Annotated in this window: 24 protein-coding genes; 8 read left to right on the top strand and 16 right to left on the bottom strand. The window is 39.6% G+C overall.

Features of this window, described 5'->3' with window-relative positions; translation table 11 throughout:
- The 4 genes from nikR to GM182_RS01040 all read left to right on the top strand — a co-directional run bounded on the left by nikR (position 1) and on the right by GM182_RS01040 (position 4,101).
- Complete coding sequence (gene nikR, locus GM182_RS01055; RefSeq protein ID WP_449186751.1) at positions 1-396, top strand: nickel-responsive transcriptional regulator NikR; 396 nt, start codon at positions 1-3, stop codon at positions 394-396.
- Positions 397-407: 11 nt separating this feature from the next.
- Positions 408-2,801 carry a copper amine oxidase N-terminal domain-containing protein gene (locus GM182_RS01050; protein WP_449186750.1) on the top strand — a complete coding sequence of 798 codons (2,394 nt, stop codon included), beginning with the start codon at positions 408-410 and terminating at the stop codon, positions 2,799-2,801.
- On the top strand, positions 2,756-3,733 hold the full coding sequence (locus GM182_RS01045) for an HD domain-containing protein (protein ID WP_449186749.1): 978 nt from the start codon (positions 2,756-2,758) through the stop codon (positions 3,731-3,733). Before GM182_RS01050 ends, GM182_RS01045 begins: the two co-directional genes overlap by 46 nt.
- Before the next feature lie 68 nt (positions 3,734-3,801).
- Positions 3,802-4,101 (top strand): hypothetical protein, encoded by a 300-nt coding sequence (locus tag GM182_RS01040; RefSeq protein WP_449186748.1) that lies wholly within the window; start codon positions 3,802-3,804, stop codon positions 4,099-4,101.
- 31 nt (positions 4,102-4,132) lie between these two features.
- On the opposite strand, the gene GM182_RS01035 is transcribed toward GM182_RS01040, so the two are convergent.
- The 8 genes from GM182_RS01035 to GM182_RS01000 form a co-directional block, all read right to left on the bottom strand.
- Entirely contained in the window at positions 4,133-4,672 is a 540-nt protein-coding gene (locus GM182_RS01035) for a PEMT/PEM2 family methyltransferase (protein ID WP_449186747.1), read from the bottom strand.
- 76 nt (positions 4,673-4,748) lie between these two features.
- A complete protein-coding gene (locus GM182_RS01030) occupies positions 4,749-7,067 on the bottom strand; it encodes a TRAP transporter permease (RefSeq protein WP_449186746.1) in 2,319 nt (772 codons plus the stop codon).
- The gene (locus tag GM182_RS01025; protein ID WP_449186745.1) at positions 7,055-7,528 is read right to left on the bottom strand and encodes a DUF1850 domain-containing protein; all 474 of its coding nucleotides are present in this window, start codon (positions 7,526-7,528) and stop codon (positions 7,055-7,057) included. The genes GM182_RS01030 and GM182_RS01025 overlap by 13 nt, the downstream gene beginning before the upstream one ends.
- A 38-nt stretch (positions 7,529-7,566) precedes the next feature.
- Positions 7,567-8,541: a TAXI family TRAP transporter solute-binding subunit gene (locus tag GM182_RS01020; RefSeq protein ID WP_449186744.1), complete on the bottom strand. Its 975-nt coding sequence runs from the start codon at positions 8,539-8,541 to the stop codon at positions 7,567-7,569.
- A gap of 186 nt (positions 8,542-8,727) precedes the next feature.
- On the bottom strand, positions 8,728-9,654 hold the full coding sequence (gene trxB / locus GM182_RS01015; protein WP_449186743.1) for a thioredoxin-disulfide reductase: 927 nt from the start codon (positions 9,652-9,654) through the stop codon (positions 8,728-8,730).
- A 50-nt stretch (positions 9,655-9,704) separates the two neighbouring features.
- A complete protein-coding gene (locus tag GM182_RS01010) occupies positions 9,705-10,172 on the bottom strand; it encodes a hypothetical protein (RefSeq protein WP_449186742.1) in 468 nt (155 codons plus the stop codon).
- A 2-nt stretch (positions 10,173-10,174) separates the two neighbouring features.
- Positions 10,175-10,471: a hypothetical protein gene (locus GM182_RS01005; RefSeq protein ID WP_449186741.1), complete on the bottom strand. Its 297-nt coding sequence runs from the start codon at positions 10,469-10,471 to the stop codon at positions 10,175-10,177.
- 18 nt (positions 10,472-10,489) lie between these two features.
- Positions 10,490-11,548, bottom strand: a complete 1,059-nt coding sequence (locus GM182_RS01000; RefSeq protein ID WP_449186740.1) for a hypothetical protein — start codon at positions 11,546-11,548, stop codon at positions 10,490-10,492.
- 58 nt (positions 11,549-11,606) lie between these two features.
- Between GM182_RS01000 and GM182_RS00995 the strand changes: the two genes are divergently transcribed.
- Positions 11,607-12,248, top strand: coding sequence for an alpha/beta hydrolase-fold protein (locus GM182_RS00995; RefSeq protein WP_449186739.1), 642 nt, complete (start codon positions 11,607-11,609; stop codon positions 12,246-12,248).
- A complete protein-coding gene (locus tag GM182_RS00990; RefSeq protein WP_449186738.1) occupies positions 12,232-13,005 on the top strand; it encodes an AAA family ATPase in 774 nt (257 codons plus the stop codon). Before GM182_RS00995 ends, GM182_RS00990 begins: the two co-directional genes overlap by 17 nt.
- Positions 13,006-13,028: 23 nt before the next feature.
- On the opposite strand, the gene GM182_RS00985 is transcribed toward GM182_RS00990, so the two are convergent.
- From GM182_RS00985 to GM182_RS00965, 5 genes are all read right to left on the bottom strand, one after another.
- Positions 13,029-13,901, bottom strand: coding sequence for an ABC transporter permease (locus GM182_RS00985; protein ID WP_449186737.1), 873 nt, complete (start codon positions 13,899-13,901; stop codon positions 13,029-13,031).
- The gene (locus GM182_RS00980; RefSeq protein WP_449186736.1) at positions 13,894-14,871 is read right to left on the bottom strand and encodes a hypothetical protein; all 978 of its coding nucleotides are present in this window, start codon (positions 14,869-14,871) and stop codon (positions 13,894-13,896) included. Before GM182_RS00980 ends, GM182_RS00985 begins: the two co-directional genes overlap by 8 nt.
- Positions 14,868-15,683 carry an ABC transporter ATP-binding protein gene (locus tag GM182_RS00975; protein ID WP_449186735.1) on the bottom strand — a complete coding sequence of 272 codons (816 nt, stop codon included), beginning with the start codon at positions 15,681-15,683 and terminating at the stop codon, positions 14,868-14,870. Before GM182_RS00975 ends, GM182_RS00980 begins: the two co-directional genes overlap by 4 nt.
- Positions 15,684-15,710: 27 nt before the next feature.
- Positions 15,711-16,349 carry a cysteine hydrolase family protein gene (locus tag GM182_RS00970; RefSeq protein ID WP_449186734.1) on the bottom strand — a complete coding sequence of 213 codons (639 nt, stop codon included), beginning with the start codon at positions 16,347-16,349 and terminating at the stop codon, positions 15,711-15,713.
- A gap of 85 nt (positions 16,350-16,434) precedes the next feature.
- A complete protein-coding gene (locus tag GM182_RS00965; RefSeq protein WP_449186733.1) occupies positions 16,435-16,872 on the bottom strand; it encodes a hypothetical protein in 438 nt (145 codons plus the stop codon).
- An 81-nt stretch (positions 16,873-16,953) separates the two neighbouring features.
- Here GM182_RS00965 and GM182_RS00960 point away from each other — a divergent pair, with 81 nt between their 5' ends.
- Both GM182_RS00960 and GM182_RS00955 read left to right on the top strand, forming a co-directional pair.
- Positions 16,954-17,742: a GGDEF domain-containing protein gene (locus GM182_RS00960; RefSeq protein WP_449186732.1), complete on the top strand. Its 789-nt coding sequence runs from the start codon at positions 16,954-16,956 to the stop codon at positions 17,740-17,742.
- A complete protein-coding gene (locus GM182_RS00955; RefSeq protein WP_449186731.1) occupies positions 17,739-18,971 on the top strand; it encodes a glycosyltransferase family 2 protein in 1,233 nt (410 codons plus the stop codon). The genes GM182_RS00960 and GM182_RS00955 overlap by 4 nt, the downstream gene beginning before the upstream one ends.
- Here the strand turns inward: GM182_RS00955 and ispD are convergent.
- The 3 genes from ispD to GM182_RS00940 are packed head-to-tail and all read right to left on the bottom strand — an operon-like array spanning position 18,968 to position 22,435.
- Positions 18,968-20,353: a 2-C-methyl-D-erythritol 4-phosphate cytidylyltransferase gene (ispD, locus tag GM182_RS00950; protein WP_449186730.1), complete on the bottom strand. Its 1,386-nt coding sequence runs from the start codon at positions 20,351-20,353 to the stop codon at positions 18,968-18,970. The two genes, GM182_RS00955 and ispD, sit on opposite strands and share 4 nt — an antisense overlap.
- Entirely contained in the window at positions 20,350-21,633 is a 1,284-nt protein-coding gene (locus tag GM182_RS00945; protein WP_449186729.1) for a CDP-glycerol glycerophosphotransferase family protein, read from the bottom strand. Before GM182_RS00945 ends, ispD begins: the two co-directional genes overlap by 4 nt.
- Positions 21,626-22,435, bottom strand: coding sequence for a glycosyltransferase family 2 protein (locus GM182_RS00940; protein WP_449186728.1), 810 nt, complete (start codon positions 22,433-22,435; stop codon positions 21,626-21,628). The genes GM182_RS00945 and GM182_RS00940 overlap by 8 nt, the downstream gene beginning before the upstream one ends.
- Positions 22,436-22,464: the final 29 nt, after the last annotated feature.

The following is a 22,464-nucleotide window of genomic DNA, read 5'->3' as shown; positions in this document are numbered from 1 at the left end:
ATGGTGAGATTTACAGTATCTGTAGACGATGAAATTGGAGCATTCATAGACAGCCTTGTAAAAGAGTACGGCTACGCATCTCGCTCTGAGCTTATTAGAGACCTTGCCAGAGAGAAAAAGGCTGAGCTTGAGGTAGGTGACAGTGAAGACGCTATAGGAGTTCTAACTATAGCCTACGATCACGATAATGATCTTGTTGTAGAAAGACTCAACAAGATAGGGCACGAAAAAACATGTCTTACTCTATTCTCCACACACATACATGCAACGGAGACGCAATGTGTCGAAATCATTGTCCTCAGGGGTAAAGCTAAGGAAATACGCGATTTTGCCATAAAACTCGGTGGTATAAGAGATATACAACTCAGCAAATTTATGATTATACCGCTTAAATAGGAGGGGTAAAAATGAAAAATTATAGATGGCTGTATGCCATAGTTGTTATTGCTATGTTGCTTTCATCAATCATTCTGGCCCCAATATACGCTTCATCTAAACCTCATATAGAAATCACATCTCCACAGGAAGGGGAAACGTTTGCCATAAACAGTACAATAACCCTTACAGCAAATATTACTGATGCAGACAGTAGCACTCTTACATACTTTTTATCAATAGATAAAAAGCTTTTGGAGTCTGGAAAAACAAGCACAGGCACTTTTACCAAATACATAAAAATTAATACCCCCGGTTCCCACATTATTGCCCTTACTGTGCTTGACGAAGACAGCAATTACGATGTAGCACAAATCACGGTAAACATAGTGAACAATCCACCTGTTGTCAAAATACTATATCCTGCAAACAATACAGCCACAACAGCCACAGCTATTACTTTATCCTTAACAGCTAGTGATAAAGATACTTCAACCCTTTCACTAAAAATCACCAACAACGGAAATATTGCATATAGTGGCACCATCAATACTACTAATGTTGCAAATATCCCTATACCCTTATATGTAGGTAAAAATCTTATTTCAGCATATGTATCTGATGGATATAGTGAAACATCCACATCTATAGTTATCTACAGAAAACTTGTTATAGCACACATTACATATCCCCAAGATGGGCAAACCCTGACCCTTGGCACAGTACCCATACAAGCTGAAATCTTCACCTCATCAGTTGCATCATACGTATTAATGGTTGATAATAAGCTCATAAAAACAGGAACAACTACCGGAGGCACTATATCTGCCACAACATCCTTCACAGCCACCGGCTATCATACGATATCTCTTCTCGCCACAACCGGAAGTTATACAGCCAGCGATAGCATTACCGTTTATGTGGCAGAAAAACCGCAAATATCACTTGTATTCCCCAAACTCATAACTAGCGGTCGAGCAACATTAACGATTACAAGTAACATGGAGATCCCATCGGCCACATTACTAACAGACAATATACATATACAAGACATAGCGCCTTTACCCAAAGGAAGTACAGTACTTTCTATACAAACACAGCTTATAACAGATAAAATCATACATACTATATCCATAAAAATTCCCAGTGGAGATACATACTCCGCCACATTTACAGCCACTGGAGCAATGCCACACATATATGACATAGGTACCCCTACAAAGACCGAAGATCCTAGTATAGATATAGCCCCAAGTGTAGATACTGCATCTGTCGTATATATATATGTGGGAAATAAATTTCTTGGTACAGCACCGCAAACCTTCACACCAAGTCAAGATGGCACATACACCATTGCTGTCAATGCCATTGGTGGTAACAACTTCAGCGTATGGAAAACAGCTACTGTAACGTTTGTATGGGCACCAATTCTTAATATAAAGGATGCATACTGGCACGATGGAAAATTAGCACTAGATATTGAAGTTACCGACTATGACAAAGACACCGATATGTTAACGATCTATCCTATAGGTCTCTACTATCCTATACACATGGAAGATATTACTCAGGTGTTTACCGTCGATATACCACAGTCATACATTACCATTGGATCTACTCTAACAATAGAAGCACACGACGCATCGGGTCTAACCTCAACAATAACTTTCATAGTACCCGGTAAAATACCAGCTCCTCACATAGTATCTCCAGACCCACATACAGACATTAAGATATTCCAGGATTCTATACAAGTTACTGTAGAAGTCAGTGCAACGGGCACGATATACTGGTATCAAGACGGCCTTCTTACCAAGAAACAACCTGCTCCTAAACCGGGCAGATACACATATATGTTCTTCACAGACGAGATAAAGAAATATGAAATCTATGCAAGGCTGTGCGACGGTGTATCCTGTTCACCCAAATCTGAAACACTTATTGTGCGTAGAGGTGCAATAGTAAAACTATGGGTAGGAAAAACACTATATTTTGCCAATGGCAAAATGAGCAATATGGATGTTTCTCCATTTATTGATCCACGCTTTAACCGTACCATTGTTCCTATCCGATTCGTAGGCAACGCGCTGGGTTATAAAATAGGCTGGAATCCTGACACAAGAGATGTCATATTAACAAAGGACAACCTACAAATAGTCATGAACATGAAAGTCAGGGATAAGGTCACCGTAGATGTAGAGGGTAAAAAGAAAACATTGTATATCGGTTCTGCAACGGTGTCTATAACAGAAAATGGTGAAACCAAGCTTATCAACCTTCATAACTATAACGGTCAAGATATGGGAGAACCTGTTATTGTTGATAGCCGCACATTCGTACCTGTAAGATTTCTCTCTGAAATACTTGGTGCCAAAGTTACTTGGGACCCACGAACCAGAGGAATAGGCATATTCTTTATACCATGAGAATTATCCAGTCTATAGAAGATATAAAACATGACGGACCCTACCTGATATCAGGTAGGGTCCTCTCTATAGAAAAGAATATATACACTATCGTCATTAAGTGGAACCTATCGGCAAAACTCATAGGTCATATCCCCGAAATTCAGGTTGATGACTATATATCTGTCTCATTACAACATATCGATGGCATCGAAGAGATGGCAGGTAAGACATTTATTACAAGCAAAGATTTTTCCCTCATTACAGATATGAAAACAACGCTTAGTGCCTTTCGCCAACATCATTCTTCTATAGACAACATACTTGGCCTTATAACTGATGATACATTACTGTGCATACTGAAACAGGTGCTGTATAAAGAAATTTCCATAGACTGTCCTGTATGGGATGAGGCAAGACACTTAAGAGTCCGCTACCATACAGTGCCATCGGCTCGCACATACCACCATGCCTATATTGGAGGCAATTTTATACATAGCATAGGAGTAGCATCTACCGCACACACCCTTGGCAAACATAAAGGTATCTCCGGACTTCCATTAGAAATGCTCGTTGCTGGTGGCTTAATCCACGATATAGGCAAGCTTATGGCCTTCACTCCCATCAAAAAAGGTCATATATTGACAATAAGACCAACAACAATAAAAATAAAGGAGCATATCGACATAGGCTTAGATATCATGGATAAAATACACGATTTCTTATCTTCTCAATACCAAGACTCAGATAAGCTCGATGTCATTATTCAAACCTTAAAAGGATTCATAGAAACACACCATGGCCTAAAGTCTTGGGGAGCCAAAAGAGAACCTGAAAGTATACTGGAACAAATATTGTTTGTGTCAGATTACATAGATTCTCGCACAGGAAACTATAATCCGCTAATGCCTGTAGAAACTGATACTCTCATTGAGAAACTATCAGACTTATAAGTCATCCTATCCATACCTTGTGTGCTATCATTATATTGTAAACAATGTTTACAAAGGAGGGATTGAGTATGAATATAACAAAGAAAAGATTGACGCTGCTATGTGTGGCTGTGGCAGGAACTTTGTTTGTCATAGGCTTTTACCTTAATAATCCATGGATTGCATTGATTGGCGCCTTTTTCGACTGGCTTCCACTACCAACCGGGTGGATGAGATACACAGAGGGAGGAAAACCACCATATCTCCATATAGCACTAACCCTCATAGCATATATATTCTTTATCGGTTGGTTTTTCTGGGACTTTCTCAGAGTTCCATTCTTTATCGTGTGGATATGGGCAGTACTTGCCGGAGCAGATATATCCTAATCGCTAAGGGGCGGTGCACCCCGCCCCTTATCTAGTGATTTTTACCAAACAATGCAATGATGCCTTTGAGTAAACAGCTAGGTCTCAGTGTAAAGGCTGGCTTGCCTGCCATTTTCTCACAATAGTCTGGAAATCTTTTCATCGTCTCAGGCTCTTCAACATTAAGCATAAAGATTAGAGACATCATAAAGGCAAGCATACCTGAAATTAGCCCCGCAAGCTTTCCTGTAAGCATACCAATACCCAATCCCATCAATCCTGAACCAAACTGGGCTGGATGTCTCATACACGAATATATACCTTTATCTACCACTCTATCCGGAGCACTGATTCCCTCAGAAACATCAAAATGTCCATACTTTTTTAGTGTCTTACCACTAATGGCATTGAGTAAAACTCCTAAAAACATGAGCTTTAGGCCAATTAGTCTCATAAAAACAGAGGGTCTTCTCTCTTCTTTAATTGCACTTTCTATGGAAGAAGCCAGCATAGGCACACTACCCCACAATCCGAACCAGAAAAGCATCTTAGTGCGAAAATCCTTTTGCCTCATAAGGTCCTTAATAACCATATTCATCTCCCCCTTGTAAACAGCGTTTATCATTTCCATATAAGCAAAGGGGGCTTAGTAAGCCCCCTTTATCATTTTATGCTGCTTTCAACCTCTTAACACGTGCTTTGTGTATAAACAGGGTCACGGCAAGGAGTGTAATACCAACAATATCAGTAATAAATGTTGGATCTATCATAAGAAATGCCGCAATAACAAACAGTGTTCTTTCCCACCATTTCAGATAGTCAGACTCGTATCCCTCAGCAGCAAGACCCAGTGCATAAGCACCAAGAAGACCTGTGATAAACACTTGGAGTATCTTAATAGGATCGGCAAGGAATGTAATCTCTCCTATCTTCACAGCAAAGAACTTAGTCCCTCCTCGCAGTTGCTGGAGATACTGAGAATATGGAATAAGCTTGCCACCTACACTCATAGTCGTCTTGTCAGGGTCAATAAAGAGCAGATACGGATTATATGCAAACATAAATGGCAAGATAAAACCGGCAAGAGCCAGCTTCACAGCCGTCCACCCTGTCTTGTTTGGATCAGCTCCTGCTATACCTGCACCGGCATATGCGGCAAGTGCCACAGGTGGGGTAAGGTCTGCAATAACGCCAAAGTACAGAACAAAGAGATGAGCTGCCAATGGAAAAACACCCAGATTAACCATAGCGGGCACAGCCATTGTTGCAAGCACAACATATTTAGCTGTAGTAGGTAGTCCCATACCAAGAATAATAGATGCAATCATGGTGAAGAACATCGTTAGGAATAGTTTCATACCATCCTGCGAAATAAATGGCATTATACTATGAAGACCTGCAGCCCAAGAAGATGCAATATTTATAAGAGAAGTCGTCAGCTTACCACCAAGACCTGTTAGTGTAACAGAACCTATAACAATACCTGCACCGGCACATGCCATGGCAACACCAACAGCACTCTTGGCACCACCAGCCAGCGTATCAAGAAGTCTCTTAAATTCTTTAGTAGGTGCAGACGATAGCAGAGGGGCAATAAATATGGTAAAGAAACCAAAGATATTGAGCCACTTTGTTAAAGTCGTACGCTGTATCACCATACCAAAGAGGTGCACCTTACCCTCAACTTGAGGAAAACCATAAATATAAATTGAGGCAAGAACAAGCACCATAAGAATCCCAAATATAGCCTTCATATACTTTCTTTCCTCTTTCACAAGGTATATAGCCACAACACCTATAACAATACCCCATGCGGCCGTAAATGTTGGTGTATAGTTTTTCAAAAGCATGTAGACTATACCAATAATAGGCAAGAATAGTATCCACTTTTCTTTAAGTATCTTCACAGCAGATGGCAAATTTTCACGGGATATACCCTTAAGCCCCAACCTCTTTGCCTCATAGTGAACCATAATACCAACAGCGAGATAATACAAGACAGCCGGCAAAATAGCGGCAATCATAATATCTCTATAAGGTAACTCAAGGAATTCAGCCATAATAAATGCTGCCGCACCCATTACAGGTGGCATAATCTGACCACCTGTCGATGCCGCAGCCTCGACAGCACCGGCAAAGTATGGAGGATAACCAATAGATTTCATAAGAGGAATGGTAAATGAGCCTGTACCTACAACATTAGCCACCGAAGAACCAGATATTGTTCCCATAAGACCTGAAGCAATAACGGCAACCTTTGCAGGACCACCTACAGACCATCCTGCAAGGGCCAATGCAAGCTCAATAAAGAGGTTGCCAACACCGGTAAACTCAAGAAAAGCACCAAACAGAATAAACATGAAGACAAATGTTGCCGAAACACCAATAGGAGTTGTTAGGACACCTTCAACACTATACATATGGGAAATAACTGTCTTAAACTGATAGGCCCTGTGCCCTAAAATGCCAGGCATACCGGGTATGAATGTATAGGCAAGGAAAAATGCAATGATAAGGAAAAACCATATACCACCAACACGACGGGCACCCTCAAGAACAAGGGCAATGAGAATTACGCCCATAATGATATCCCACATATTAGGGCTGCCCGCTCTTGCTATAAAATCTTCATAAAACAGTACTATATAAAATGACGATGCGGCACCAAGTATAGCAAACACATAATCATACCAGCCAATTTTCTCCATGCCTTTTTTAGGTGCTACAAAGATATACAGAAGAAACATAGCAAAACCCAAATGGATAGCTCTCTGAATAAGGGTAGCTAACTCCCCAAAGAAAGCTGTATACAAATGAAACAACGACATACCAATAGCTATAGCATTGATAATGCGATCCCAAAACGCACTACCTGTACTTCGTGTGGCGGCACCACCTTCATACTCTTCTAAGATCTTCTGTACATCTACAGCTCCATTATCTGCAGATTCATCGATTTCTTCAATGATTTCTTTTACCTCTGCCACAGCAGGCACCCCCTTTTCCACTCTATATCAACTCTACCCGTTTTCTTCACTTCGGGCATAAGCACAAGCTTCCCATCAACATAAAACCTATACCGATTAAGAGGAATCATAAGATATGTAAGATGCTTAAAATCCCTCTCACCGGTCACCGTTACCCTATAGTCAGAGGCCGTATCAGATATAGTAGCCACCTCTACAGCACCCTCGGCTGGCAGACCTGCCCCAAAATCTGGCAGCTCCGACCACAGGGCATGAAAATCTCTATCATCAACACGAATAATATCCTTGACATCCAGCCTAATAACCGAATGCTTGTATACCACCGTTAGTGTAGCTGTCTTACCTACCGGAACATCAACCGTATATGTTTTCACGCTTCCATCAGGCTCATTAAGTGTTACATGAAAGACAAGATGGCGACTACCAAGACATGATATGTAAAATGTGGTGGCGGCAACCACCGCCACCACTATAAGGAAGATAATACTTTTCCGCATAGTTACTTAGAAAGTTTGCCTTTCTCCTCAAAGAATTTCTTTGCACCGGGATGCCAAGGAATAGACATTCCCTTAACAGCATTGTCGAGATTAATCATTGCACCTTTGGCATGAGCTTTGGCAATCTCATCAGTATGAGCAAATATTGCATCGAGCATCTTGTATACGATGTCTTCAGGAATATCCTTTCTAACGATAAGAATAGCCTTAACGGCTACAGTCTTTACATCCTCGTCTACACCCTTATAAGTGCCTGCCGGAATAATATCCTGTACATAGAACGGATATTTCTCCTTGAGAGCTTTGGCATGCTCATCATCGATAGGAATAAGTTTAATTGCCTTGGAAGCTGCAAGTTCATTAACAGCAGCTGTTGGATAACCTGCCGTTAGGAATGCTGCATCAAGCTGATTGTTCTTAAGCTTCTGGACAGCATCCTTAAAAGATACTCTATCAGCAAGAGCAAGGTCATCAAAGGAAAGACCATAGGCCTCAAGAATCTGCTTTGCATTGGCTTCTACACCAGAACCAGCATTACCCACAGCCACTTTTTTCCCTTTTAGATCAGCAACGGAGTTAATACCGGAATCTGCCAGAGTAATAATTTGAATATGCTCTGGATAGAGAGCCATCATTCCGGCAATATTATCTACCTTCTTATCTTTGAAAGCATCAAGGACAACACCATTGTAGGCATAATAGGCAATATCATTCTGAACAAAAGCCATATCAGCCTGACCATCTTTCAGCAAGTTAATATTGGCAACAGATGCACCAGTAGAACGAGCCTCTACCTTTACATTGTCAACATAATCGGATATAACCTGTGCGATAGCTGTTCCCAGAGGATAATAAGTACCAGTTGTACCACCGGTTGCCATAGAGAAGTTGTAAGTTTGCTGTGCCTGACCACCACATGCAACAAATACCATACTCACCGCCAGAATGAGAGCTAACACTGTCATCAATTTTTTCATAAACAATCACCTCCTACCAAAATTTTAACATATGATATGCATTCTTATATACATAATTCACATAAATATACAATAATCGGTGTAACAAACATATTAAACAAAATATCTAAATTACTGGAGGGAGCAAAAATAACATAGGGGATGACACATGTCATCCCCTAAGCATATATAGTTATATTTGCAATATTACTTCTTGATATTACCAACAATTTCATGCGCTGTCTCGGCGGCAATAGCACCATCGGCAGCAGCAGTAATAATCTGTCTCAGAGGTGTATTTCTCACATCACCAACAGCAAGTATAAGAGGATTAGAGGTTCTCATACGCTCATCGGTAATAATAGCACCACTATGATCCACCTCAACAATACCCTTAAGGATATCGCTTCTAGGCACAAGACCTATAGCAATAAATACTGCATCTACAGGCAATTCTTCTGTCTTACCATCTACAACATTTTTGATTTTCAGGGCATTTACTTTCTGGTCACCCTTGACCTCCTCAACTACTGTATCCAGTATAAACTCAACATTGTCATGGGCTTTTAGTTTATCAACAAGAGCCTTTTCTGCCCTAAAGCCCTGCCTACGATGAATGAGATATAGCTTATCTGCAAGACCAGCAAGCACCAAAGCCTCGGCAAATGCAGAGTTACCACCACCAACAACGGCAATGGTCTTTCCTCTAAAGAAAGGACCATCACATGTGGCACAGTAAGATACACCGCGACCGGCAAATTCCTTTTCACCGGGTACACCAAGATGTCTATGCTCTGCACCAGTTGCCCATATCAGCACATGAGCGGTATAAGAATACCCAGCCTGCACCTCTACATATCCTTCATCATTATGAGGCACAACACTGGATACCTCATCCCATAAAATTTCTACACCGGCCTTCTCCACCTGAGACTTCATACGCTCTGCCAACTCTGGACCTTTTATAGATTCAAAACCGGGATAGTTTTCTATCTCATCAAGCTCTAAAAGGGCACCACCTGGCATACCCTTATCAACAATAGCTGTCTTTAATCCATATCTTGCAGCATATAATCCAGCTGTCAAACCTCCTGGACCTGCTCCAACGATAAGAACATCGTAATCTACAGCCACAATGTTCACCTCCCTTAACTTTATTGTGCGCCGAGAAATTATACCATACTTTACTTGGTATTCTCAATAGATACAGTAGCTGTGGTCCCATCTATTGACAAGATGGCATTAAAGATTTGAATACCGCAAGTATAGTAAGATATTTTTAGATGAAAATTACCATCGGGTAACCACAACTTTCTATCTTCAAGATATAACTTCCCATCGTCTGGTACTTGATACAATGTATACATAAAATAATTATTTTTCTGTGGTTTGCCTTCATGATATCTCAAACCGACTTTATCAAGATCTTTCTTATCAACTTCAAGATAAACAAATTTTGTATAAAGCTTGGGTATTTGTAGACTTCTCGTCTTTGCATAAAAGTCAAGATATACCCAATGTCCTTCTTTTTTTACCTGTACATCAGGATATATAGGATGAGAACAAACAGTTGATGCAACAACAGTTGGTAAAATACTAGCTGCAAATACTATCGCCATCAATAGAACCACTCCCACAGTAAGCTTTTTCATTTCTATCCCTCCTCTTCCAAATCAATTTCATAAAAATCATATCCTCCATAACGCCTGATAGCAAGATACTCCCCACCTCTGGCATCTGTTAGCACATAAGCACGGTGTTCAGGAAAAAGCCCTTCAATACGAGAAAGCAAAAAAAGAGCCTCCTCAGGTACTGCAGATTGCAGTTTTTTCACAAAACCAGAACACTCAAGAGATTGCATGAGAACAGGAAGAACATGAATAACATCGTCCTCCTGCATACGGTTCACAACATCAAGAAACAATCTTAGACCACGGGTTGTCCACTTCATACTTCCCACCCCCTACTTTTATTGTAGACCAAACACAATAAAAACAATATTCTTCAGAACACGATATATCTCTGGAAGGTGGAAAATGATAACGACAACCGCCAACAAAGACAAGGATACAACAAGCCTTTTATACACGTCATGCCATGGCAAAGAGCCGCATAATTTATAGTAAAGAAGCTCACCAAGCCAAAAAGCAAGATAACCGGCAATCATGTACAGATATAGAACATTCCACAAACCAAGCAAAAGTGTAGATATCAAAGCCAAAGAGGTAATAATCCACCACTGTCTTTTTTCACGAAAAATAACCCTCGACAACCGCAGAAGGAATAGATGAATGCCACTAACAGCAACTGCAGGAATAGATTCAACCAATACTCCTTGTATGAAATATATAAAGGCATGTATATCTAACAACTTATAACCAATATAAACAATAGGCATATAAAGCACAAACCTCATATCTACAACATAAGGAAACGGAAGCGTATAGATGTCACCAGACGAATCAGTCTTCTTCTGCTGCTCCGGTTTTTTCACAGCCTGATATGGCAAATCATCCACATCAATAAGTGATTGAAACTCTGTATTCTCGATAGCGTAACGGAACATAGACAAAAACTCCTCTTTACCCGAAGCATGAACCACGGCCGTGTACACAGAAATAAATACATTCATATAATCTGTCAAGTCAGGTGGTATCTGATACTGAACCACATCGGCAAGCACATGAATAGCACTGTATATATCTTCAAACACATGTCTATATGGTGTATATTTCGATGCACTTGAGAGAAATTCATCCCACGATAGCATATCCCGAGCAAGAAGCTTGTACAAATGCACCATACGATATACAAACCCATATATAGCAGCCTTCAGGTAAACACTAACAAAGGTCAAAAGCTTACGCGTAACAAATAGATATTTCGCATCTTTCCCTCCTGTTCCCAAATCAATAGCCCAGAACAGCAAAGAGCGTATCTGTTCTAAATCTTCCAAGGTAATTTTTTCTATCTTTTTCTTGCGCCAATTATCAACAATGGATATATACTTTTCTATTTCACTGGCCATAATACATCACCCATGAAAACATATACCATTTTCCTATTACAATATTACTATGGGACATATGGAGATTATAAAAGATTTACCATTTCCAAATGGTGATGCTAGGGATATATATGTATACACACCAGATGTAGAAGATGCATCTTTACTGGTTGTCATTTATGATGGACAATTTGTATTTGACCTGTATCCCACCAAGCATCCATTAGGCATTAATCTATATGCAGATATGGCTATCAAGCAGGGAAAACTTCCACCCATTACCATCGTAGGAATTGAATCTACTGCAGATAGGCTAAACGAGCTCAATCCTTGGGACCATCACACTTGCCAAACATTTTTATCTGGTACTGTTCTACCAATAGTTGAAAAACAATACAAAGTCAAAAGACCATATATAAACATCGGTTTTTCTGCAGGTGGTCAGGTAGCCATATATATGAGTAGATATGCCGGTTTATTTGATATGGCTGGCGCCATTCTTCCACTGTGGACACCCGGAAAGCATGAAATCAATGTCATCTATTCCCGATTTACATATCTTGTCGTGCGCTCTCAATCTGATGCAAATACCATAAAACAATCGTTGGGAGACAATGTCGTATATGATATTTACCCAGATGCCTATCACACTGTTAATTTCTTCAGACAGATACTTCCACATACTATAGAGGTGCTGGTAAAACATGCGTCAGAGATATAAAGTTTTGTATACCCCACCCAGAACATTATTTATTCCTGTTGGAACCCCTCTTATGGGTAAAACCACATGGATAAAAAAAGCACTGCCTAAAACTATTGCTTCTGTTAGCAGAGATGATATTAGAAAAGCCATATCACGCCCAGTTTCACTTGGCATAGGTAAATTTTATGAAACAATAGTAGATGAGCATATGGAAGACGAGATAGAAAAACTATGGTGGCATGCCTTAGAGTGGAATATGAAAAGAGGTGTGCCCTTAGTATCAGATACAACGAATCTCACCTATAGAGGAAGACACAGACTATGCCAGCTGGCACAGCAACACCGATATGTTCCTATTGTTGTAGTCTTTGCAACAAGAGACATGTTGAGAGAATGCATAAACAAAGACTCAGAAACACTTATAAATCGTGCTAAAGAACTTTACAGATGGGCTACAAAGCTAAAAGACAAAGACCAGTATTTATTACTGATAAAGGAACTGGGCATCTCCTCTCCTCTGGGTATCACACTGATGATGAGAAACTACGAAAGACTACACAGAGACAATATATTCATCAATACCCGTGTACTATCTGCTATGCTTAAACGCATGTATAGAGACTATCCACATAGGGCATACCTGAAGACAGATTTCTACAAAGTTAAAATAATAGATACTAGTAAACCATGTCTTGATAGGTGCAGATACATAAAGAAATATCGCGCCACAGCAAAACCACCTATCAAACCCACAATGGAAGGAAAAGAGTGGTAGGGGAGGCAATGCCTCCCCTTTTTCTATTCAAAATCGGTAAAGTATACGGGAATAACTATCATCATCAAAGAAAAAATAATGGTTAGCCACACATGCGTGCTAACAGACAATGGTGTTTTGACAATAGGAGAGGCTATCACCATAACCGGATGAAAGGTTGGAATGATGTACCAGAAAATCTTTGGCACCTTATCTCCTATAAAAAAGTAAAGTATGGGTAAGATAAAGAGAATGGAGAGTATCTTGAGAAGCACTGTATAAGATTCAATATCTTTAGAAAGGGAACCAACCATAATTCCAAAACCAACAAGAAACATAAAAGTTGTAATAAACACATACCACGGAACTTTAAAAATAAGAGCCACAAGCGAAATCATAAATGCAAACAATATTTCCAATGCTACAATCTCCCACTTGGAAAGACCTGCTATTTTCCACATAGCCCCCGTTCTTCGAACCTTATGCATCATAAAGTTGTAGCCTGTAGTGAACGATATGACAATAACAAGATAGATGATGCCATAAAGGGTGTCATAAAACCGGATCATATCCATGCTAAGCAAGTTCTTTACAATCACCACTTTCCAATCAGATTTCTCTCCTGAAAAGAGATATATAAGAAGATTCCGCTTTAACTGGTTGTAGGTGGTAATGTGAAGCACTCCACTACTATCAACATAGGCATCTGCCTTATCTTTATCAGAAACCCAGTGCACAAGGGGGATATCTCTTTGATACTGCTGTGGGGCATAAACATCAAGCCTTTCAACATATATCATCTGATGTCCGTACAAATCAAGAGAAATAAGGAAGAGAATAAACAAAACAAGTATGTAAAGGCCAGCTCTTACAAAGAACTTTGCCTGCATCTTGAGATATGCAATATAATTACGCATTTTCAATCACCCCTTTATACCAGCCCAATATGGCAATAGCCCCCCAAACAACCAACACACCCCATTTAAGAGCCGGGGTAATACCACCTATCATACCCTCTGCACCGGCATATTTCAATATATCTATAAATGTGTATGTCCATGGCACATACTTAAAGAGTCCTAACTTATCGGGCAAAAGAACATAGGTTCCCGCTCCAAAGAGCAGGGCAATAGGGGGCAGTATAGCCAAGTATGCCATAAGCATATTGCTGGCATACCTGAGGAAATAGGCAGATATACCCGCACTCACAAGGGTTATATACACAATTGCCAAGTATACCTTATACACATCTGGCTGGAAGAAAAACACAGGCAAAGTGATAACAAAGGCAGACATAAATGCTATAAACACAAAGGATAAATGCAGAGTTACCTTAGAAATTCCCAGCAAATGCCAAAGCTTTTCCGTGCGATACAACCTGACCTTTACCGCAAGGGATAGATACATAATGAGGAAATCCATAAGAAATAGGAAAAACAAAAGAAAAGCACGGGCAAACTTACCAACACTAAGAGTATATGGATCCCACCACACATCATCATGGTAGGGATACAAGCCCTCACCCTTTAGCAGCCTTTCAGCAGCTGAAGCCATATAAGAAAGGGCTTCTGTAGATATAGACGCATATATAGGAGATGTATAAAGCACCTTATGTTTCACATCTACCCCGAGAGGAAGAATCATATTTTTTATATCTTCAACCATCTTAGCAGTGGATGTATAAACCTTTATTCCTCCAAAGCTAATAGGGATAGGAAAACCTGTATACAGACCTATAGTACCCTGAATAATATCAGGAGGATGTGTATCTGTGGTTTTCACAGCAAAAAGCATACCAAGTACCATGGCGAATGAAACAACCGTCACCAATATTACAAGGTAGTTTTTTCTCATAAGCTTGAGATTAAACAGGAGCACCTTCTTCACTGCATTTCACCTCTCAACACATCAAACACATCTTCAAGAGAGGCACCTTCTAAAGAGGCTGAGAGAATTTCACCATCCTTAAGTCCTGACATAATTCTTTCAAAGTTTTCTGTAGTAGCAGGAAGACGCTCTACATCTCCACTGCGATGTAAAACTCTGAAAAACAGCTCGTGATAACTGATATCGAGTTCTTCTCCTGTTATGAGCCTACCATTCTTGAGAAAATATACCTTATCGGCAAGCTTGCCAGCCTCCTCAAGATAGTGAGAGGTGAAAAAGATAGATGTGCCCTCCTCCTTCATAGATAAAAGAACCTTATGTATCTCATTACGAGATGCGGGATCAAGGCCATTGGTTGCCTCATCGAGAACCATCAATCCTGGCTTGTGCACAAGCGCCCTGGCAAGCTCTACTTTTCTCTTCATACCACGGGAGAAAGTAGATACGGGTTTTTTCCATACATGTTCGGGAAGACCCACAACCTTTAATGCCCACCTCGGGTCTCCCCCATAAGAATCAGAAAACATCTTGACATTATCTATAGCAGATAGCTCTTCATATATAGCAGGTTCTTCAAATACCACACCAATATGCTTAAACACATCTTTTCCCAGTGGCTTTTCAAATAACTTTACAGTACCACTCCATGGTTTTAGAAAACCCAGCATAACCTTTGTGAGTGTAGTCTTTCCTGCTCCATTAGGTCCCATAAGTACTATTATCTGGCCTTCTGGAACCTCTAGTGTTGCCCCTTTCAAGACCTCTTTTTTGCCATAACCTGCATGTATATCTTCCATCTGTACCACATACATATATATCCCCTCCCTCGTATACAGATATTAAATAGCAGAAATCACCTCTTCCACAGTGGGAATAAAACCAACGCCATGAGCTATAATCTTCATGGTAGAAACATGGAGATCATACGTTAGTGTTGCCACGCCATCAATGGGTACAACAACACTGTAGTCCCTATCAAAGGCATCAAGTGCTGTGGATAGAACAGATAAATCAAGCAGAACACCGGTAAGGATAAGTCCCCCAACATCGTACATCTTGAGGGCTGAAGAAAATGCCTCGGAAGAAAAGGCACTGTATCTATGCTTTATAAATTCAACCCCTGGCAACTCGGCAAACAGGGGATAAAGCATGCTATCTTTAGAATCCTCATATACAGGATATCTCCACCATCTGCCTATGCTTCCTTCTCTACCACGCTCTACACCATGTCTAACATAGAAAACAGGCATACCAGCTTCATTTGCCTTCTGAATAAGCATGGGAAGAACATCTACAAGATATGTCGTAGAAGGTACATATCCCTGCATAGCTTTATCGTAGAAGAAATTTATGGGATTCATCACCACAAGAGCCAGTTTTTGTGAAACCCAATAGGGATCACGTTTACCAGCATATGGAGACAAAACATCTACAAGCTGTGGAATAACATCTTCTGAAAGATAACCCTCTCTAATCATAAAAAGTCACCTCCCCTATAGGTATTCTACCCCTACAGGGAAAGGTCAGGCACAGAAAAAGTGGGGTATAAACACAATTCACATATTACTCTTTGGCAAAATAGTACATAATAAGCACTACCGTTTCAAATCCAAAGGCTACAACACCCATAGCAGCAAGAAACGGGGTATCAGACATTACAGACAAGAACTTCCATACAAATACCACAGAGACAATAAGCATCATACCCACAAGGCTGCCAGGATTTTCTCTTTTACGAAGCATATGCCCCATATACACAGTAACCCATCCAACAAGGAAAAACCCAAAAATATACAATACAATCAAATACCCAAGGGGGTACATAGCCATTGTGGGATTTCGAAAGAACATGCTTCCCCCTCCAGCCATCTGACGGGCAACCCCTCTAAACACCTCAAAATCATCGGGATTGATAAATGCCCATATACCCCAAAGCAGTGCATACGCAAGCACTGCATATCCAGCATATTCAAACCATGGTGCCATCTCTCTTTTTCTCATAGCAATCCCTCCCACACCATTTTATCAAGTTTTATCACCTTGTGAGTGTATAATAGAGATATCAAGAAAGGGGAGAGTTAAGTGAGACAAACAAATATAAGATTTCCAGCATTATTCTTACTATCTATAGTGCTGACATATTTATATGCCATAAACTTCTCTACTATAGAATTCAGCATCTACATAGGCATAATAGCCATAACATCGCTTGTGCTTGTAAAATGGGGAGAACTATACAGCTTCTTCACCCTTATCACCGTGATATTTGCCTCGGCATTTATCAGAATGTATATGGCTTTTACAAATCCTTCATCGGCATATCAGATGCACATACTCACAGAACAGACACTGGGCATGGCCATGGTGCTTTCCTGGTGGCTACTTATAGTGTATACCTACAGAGAACATAGGGAAAAAGAAAAGTTCCAAACACTGCTTGAGTCTTTGGAAAAAATAGATCCCGTTTCCGGCGTGCTTACTATCAGTGAACTAATAGATGAACTTTTTTATATTACACGCACACTATCAAGGCGAGGAGAACCAGCAACCCTGATAAAATTGACAATTAAAGGGTATAGTGGTAATGTGCCTCAAAAGGTTCTCAAGCATATAGGTAACATACTCTTAGAGTCTATCAGAGTAGGGTACGATCTTGTAGGCAGAGAGGGTAATACCTTCTTTATCGTACTCCAAGGAACAGATACCAAGAGGGCAAACCTCGTCATAGAGAGAATAAAAGAAAGAATTCAAACGGAAAAACACATTAACGGCAAAGAGCTTTTAGAGCAAATAACATTTGAAACCATACCACTAACACATGACTTTGAAACCAATAAAAACCTACTCCTTAAACAGAGTGAAAACATATGAACATAGCAAACACCATATTTCTCATTATCGTAATACTATTCTGGGCATTTCTACTTTATTACTCAATACTTGCCATTGCCGGTATTCTCTACAGAATAGATACCTTAATAAAAAAGCCCAGAGAACCTGAAAGATGGCCTTCTGTAGATATATTCATACCCGCCTACAATGAAGAAAAAGTACTATTTCAAACACTAAATGCCATGGCAACCATGGAATATCCTGGCAATATCAACATATACGTACTCAATGACAACAGCACAGATAAAACTGGTGAAATAGCAGACTACTATGCAAGGCTCTTTCCATACATTCACCATATACATGTCCCAGAAGGGAAACCCAAAGGTAAAGCCCGTGTGCTCAACTACGGCCTATCTATATCCTCTGGTGACATGGTTGTCGTATACGATGCCGACAACATGCCTGACAAAGATGCCGTGAAATACCTTGTCATGAAAACGCTTGAAAACGACAAACATGCCGGTGCCGTAGGCTACTACAGGTCTATAAACATGCACAAAAACCTGCTCACCCGCATGATAGGACTTGAAATACTGCTCTTCCAACTCATAATGCAACTGGGCCGGTGGAAGCTCTTTAAACTAGGCTCTTTTACAGGCACTAATATGCTTATCAGACGCTCTGTGCTTGAGGAAATAGGAGGTTGGGATGACCACGCCCTTGCCGAAGACGCGGAGATAACACTAAATATCACAGCAAAGGGCTATCTTATACCTGTAGAACCACGCAGCACCACATGGGAACAAGAACCAGAAACACTAAAGGTATGGTGGAAACAACGCACGCGGTGGATGATGGGCAACCTCTACCTCATTGATAAAACACTACAGAATAAACACTATCGCACAGGTAAAAACCTTATCAATGCCATACAGTTACTGTCCATTTACTATGCCTTTATCGCACTTGTTGTGCTATCAGATATATGGTTTGTATTAGGGCTCCTGAGTATCTTTTCAGTAGGTGCCGGAGTACCACTTATCACCTTGTGGTATGAGTCATTTTGGATATATGTCACTCAGCTTATAGCCGGGGCATTTTTAGAAAAAGAGGTATCTGCCTCTAATGTACTTGCCGCCATGCTCATGTACTTTACCTATGCCCAGCTATGGCTACTTATACTCATAAACGCCCAGATCAAAATAAAAGCCTCTCTGCGACAGGGCAAAGAGGCTATACAGTGGGAGAAGACGGCAAGGTTTTAACGATTAAACATATCTCTTCTAACCTCAAACACAAGCCCAGTATAGTTCGTTGTGAGAACCCCTAAAGTATAATGTGCTACCTGCTCTGGCTTCAACAGTGTATCTTCGGGCTCATAGCCAAAGTTTTCTATACGCATTGGTGTCTTAGTCCTTTCAGGACTTATAACATTGATGCGTATATTATCACCTATCACTTCTTCAGATACAGCCTGCACCAGATTAACAACCGCAGCCTTTGTAGATGAGTAGATAGAATATAGCGGTCTACCCCTTGTATACGAACTACTGGCAAATGTGATAATTCCTCCTCCACCACTTTTTCGGAGATAAGGGATGGCCCTTCTTACCACGTTAACTACACCCAAATAGTTTATTTCTATCTGTTTGAGTATTTGTTCATAGTCCATTTTCTCGATAAGACCCATGCGAAGAATACCTGCCGTATCAACTACATAATCTACCTTGTTTTCTTTTTTCCACACATCCCTTAGTGCTTCTTCTACACTATCCTCTTTCGTTACATCTGTTCCTGTCAAACTTCGAGAATATCCATATACCTTTATACCTATCTCCTTCGCCATCTCTACTACAGATTTACCTATTCCTTTACTTGCTCCAAATACAACAAGAACCTTTCCACTTAATTTTTCAGAAAGTTCTTCCATAGATAGAAGTATATTGTGCGAAGTATCGTCACCTTTAATAATAAACATTTTATCTGCCAAGAACACATCTTCTGGATAGGTAATCTTTATATTCCTCCTATCTCCTTGCACAACATAAACATCTCCCAACCTATATCTCACAACAAGTCCACAATCATCCGTCCCCACAAAACCATCTTTTATTGCCATTTCATGGGCTTTCTTTATAACAGATAATCTAAAACATTGGGGGGTCTGTCCTCTCCACATATACTTTCTTGGAGGAATATAGTCTATAGTTCTGTCATCGGTGATAGCAATAATTGTATCAGCAGAAGGAATAGCCACATCTACTGCGTTATACCTTTTTAGCGCTTCTATACAATCATCCAATATCCTATAAGACAAAAACGGTCTTACCGCATCATGAATTACTACAAAAGCATCTTCTTCATCTATAGCTGACAAACCGATGTATGAACTCTCTTGCCTCGTTTTTCCACCATTTAGTATCTTTACAATCTTCTCATACTTATCGCTAATAACAATGTCTTCTACCTTATCCCTATATACAGGATTAGACACAATAATAACCTCGTCTATATAGGGATAATTTTCAAAGACATCCAAGGTGTGTTCAAGTACTGTCTTACCAGCTATTTTTATAAACTGCTTAGGAATATCGTAACCTAGGCGAGAGCCTATCCCACCAGCAAGAATGATACCGTAGGTTTTCATATCGCTAACGCCTCCCAACGAGCCTTGATAAAGTCAAAAATACTTTCTGAAACGGGACTATGTTTAGAAAAAGCCATTTTAGAGAATTTACGTCTACTCTCATAGTATTCATCATTCCCATTCATCATCATATTCAACATCTGTATCAAATCCTGTTGAGAATAAACCTTGGGTCCTGGAGTCATCACATCATAAGGGAATTGAAAACCTAAATCAGAAGACAGGTATTTATCATAATCATATGGGAAAAACACAATCGGCTTATGAGGCATCAGAGAAAAATCTGAATAAATAGAAGAATAATCAGTAACCAAGGCATCCGATAACTTCAAAAGAGGTTGTGGATCAGATGATGAGCCAGTTGAATAAACATATATATTTCTAAATTTTCTATCTCCAACAACGTGTTTGCGAAAATAAAATTCCTCTAATGGGTGAAGTTTAACAACAAAAACTACTTGCAAATCATCAGCAATTTTATCCAACTGCTGCAGGTCTAAAGTGCCATTCTCATAAATACTATACCTATCATTTCTATATGTAAAAGCTAACAAGACTATCTTTCTTCCTCCCTCTCTTCTTTTCTCTAGCTCACTCAATGTAAAAGTATCAACACCTAATGCCAATATTCTATTATCAAAATAATCCTCTATCATATGCTCATTTAAAAACAAAATATCGTTTCTCGGATAATTACCTATATTCAAAATTCCCCTAACAGTAAAAAACGAAGTAGAGAATAAAGATTTTTTATAAAACTCTGATGTAGACAATAGCCAAGTTACTGTATATCTTTGTTCTAATATTCTAAATATCTTAGTAATAAGTCGCCTATAAGTCTTACCTCTTACATCTCTAAAAGACAAAAATCCAACTTTCTTAAATCCTACCCCATGCCAAAGTTGAAAAATCTCACTACCAAGAGATACCCAATATGTACCATTATGAACCCATTCTGCATGATCTGTTACAATCACTGCGGATTTTAAAAAAGACTTCCAGTATCCCATTTCTTTCAAACAAAAAACCTTTCCATTAAGATCAGATACCATTTGCTTAAACTTCAAAATATCTTTTGAACATGTAGGAGATACCACCCTAAATGGTAGAGTTTTGCCATAGTGCTTAATATGATATGCAAGTATATATTTTGTATTATCAGTAAATCCCCCACCGTGCAAGTAATAAACTATATAGTTTCTCTCTCTCAATAGTAACCATAAGGGCGAAATATATAAGTTAGCAATATCAAGCGTTAATCTTTTAATCTTATTAAACATCGACACCACCCCTAATACAACAATATCCATATTTTAACCAATAGTATAAAAGCCCCTCAATATGCCTCCATCCCATTTTACTAAAGGGTTTTTTCTTGGTAATACGCTGGGTATGATGAATAATGTAAGGATCAGGATAATACCACACTTCCCAACCTTTAGACCACATGCGTGTACAATATTCTGCATCTTCAGGTGCGTAAAATATATTCTCATCGAGATAACCTACTTCCTCGAAAGCTTCCCTCTTTATCAACCATGCAGCGGATATAGCATATGGTACAGGAACAATTTTCCCTTCAGCAACTCCTGGCCATATATCTACCTTTTTCTGTAACAATTTTATATCAAACAAACGTGCAATTTTAGAAGCCATTGTGGGAAATCTTCTTGCAGATATTTGCAAGGTACCATCGGGATACACGAGTTTAGGAGCAACAATACCAACTCTATCAGATGGAATATTATCGAATGCCTTTATCCATTTAGCAAAAGTAACTCTTGGTATTTCCATATCACTATCTAAAATAGCAATATACCGTCCTTGAGATGCTCTCAAACCTATATTTCTTGAAAATGTTGTTCCTGTATTTTTCGTAAGGGGAATAATATATAGACCATTCTCTTCTTTTCGCCATGATCTAAGTATATCTAATGTTGAATCTACTGAACCATTGTCTATAACAAATAGTTCATAAGATAACCTGCTAGCCTTTAAATCCTCAAACAATGTCTCAAGAAATTTCTCTACATATTTTTCACTATTCCAAGTAAGTGTTATTACACTAACATCCACAGACATCACCCTTATGTGTTTTTTTTATTTTACCT

This window comes from Zhurongbacter thermophilus (assembly GCF_026184435.1).
GTDB lineage: Bacteria > Coprothermobacterota > Coprothermobacteria > Coprothermobacterales > JAADFF01 > JAADFF01.
The sequence above is the reverse complement of the archived record's forward strand: the minus strand, read 5'-3'. Positions and strand labels throughout refer to the sequence as shown.

Bases quoted from the DNA above. Each gene is read 5' to 3' on its own strand.
- GM182_RS01005 (WP_449186741.1), bottom strand. From the start codon at position 10,471: ATGAAGTGGACAACCCGTGGTCTAAGATTGTTTCTTGATGTTGTGAAC.
- GM182_RS00965 (WP_449186733.1), bottom strand. From the start codon at position 16,872: ATGAGAAAAAGAGAGATGGCACCATGGTTTGAATATGCTGGATATGCA.
- GM182_RS00945 (WP_449186729.1), bottom strand. From the start codon at position 21,633: ATGTTTAATAAGATTAAAAGATTAACGCTTGATATTGCTAACTTATAT.
- GM182_RS01010 (WP_449186742.1), bottom strand. From the start codon at position 10,172: ATGAAAAAGCTTACTGTGGGAGTGGTTCTATTGATGGCGATAGTATTT.
- GM182_RS00955 (WP_449186731.1), top strand. From the start codon at position 17,739: ATGAACATAGCAAACACCATATTTCTCATTATCGTAATACTATTCTGG.
- GM182_RS00970 (WP_449186734.1), bottom strand. From the start codon at position 16,349: ATGATTAGAGAGGGTTATCTTTCAGAAGATGTTATTCCACAGCTTGTA.
- ispD (WP_449186730.1), bottom strand. From the start codon at position 20,353: ATGAAAACCTACGGTATCATTCTTGCTGGTGGGATAGGCTCTCGCCTA.
- GM182_RS00975 (WP_449186735.1), bottom strand. From the start codon at position 15,683: ATGTATGTGGTACAGATGGAAGATATACATGCAGGTTATGGCAAAAAA.
- GM182_RS01035 (WP_449186747.1), bottom strand. From the start codon at position 4,672: ATGGTTATTAAGGACCTTATGAGGCAAAAGGATTTTCGCACTAAGATG.
- GM182_RS01000 (WP_449186740.1), bottom strand. From the start codon at position 11,548: ATGGCCAGTGAAATAGAAAAGTATATATCCATTGTTGATAATTGGCGC.
- GM182_RS01040 (WP_449186748.1), top strand. From the start codon at position 3,802: ATGAATATAACAAAGAAAAGATTGACGCTGCTATGTGTGGCTGTGGCA.
- GM182_RS01020 (WP_449186744.1), bottom strand. From the start codon at position 8,541: ATGAAAAAATTGATGACAGTGTTAGCTCTCATTCTGGCGGTGAGTATG.
- GM182_RS00990 (WP_449186738.1), top strand. From the start codon at position 12,232: ATGCGTCAGAGATATAAAGTTTTGTATACCCCACCCAGAACATTATTT.
- nikR (WP_449186751.1), top strand. From the start codon at position 1: ATGGTGAGATTTACAGTATCTGTAGACGATGAAATTGGAGCATTCATA.
- GM182_RS00995 (WP_449186739.1), top strand. From the start codon at position 11,607: ATGGAGATTATAAAAGATTTACCATTTCCAAATGGTGATGCTAGGGAT.
- GM182_RS01050 (WP_449186750.1), top strand. From the start codon at position 408: ATGAAAAATTATAGATGGCTGTATGCCATAGTTGTTATTGCTATGTTG.
- GM182_RS00985 (WP_449186737.1), bottom strand. From the start codon at position 13,901: ATGCGTAATTATATTGCATATCTCAAGATGCAGGCAAAGTTCTTTGTA.
- GM182_RS00940 (WP_449186728.1), bottom strand. From the start codon at position 22,435: ATGTCTGTGGATGTTAGTGTAATAACACTTACTTGGAATAGTGAAAAA.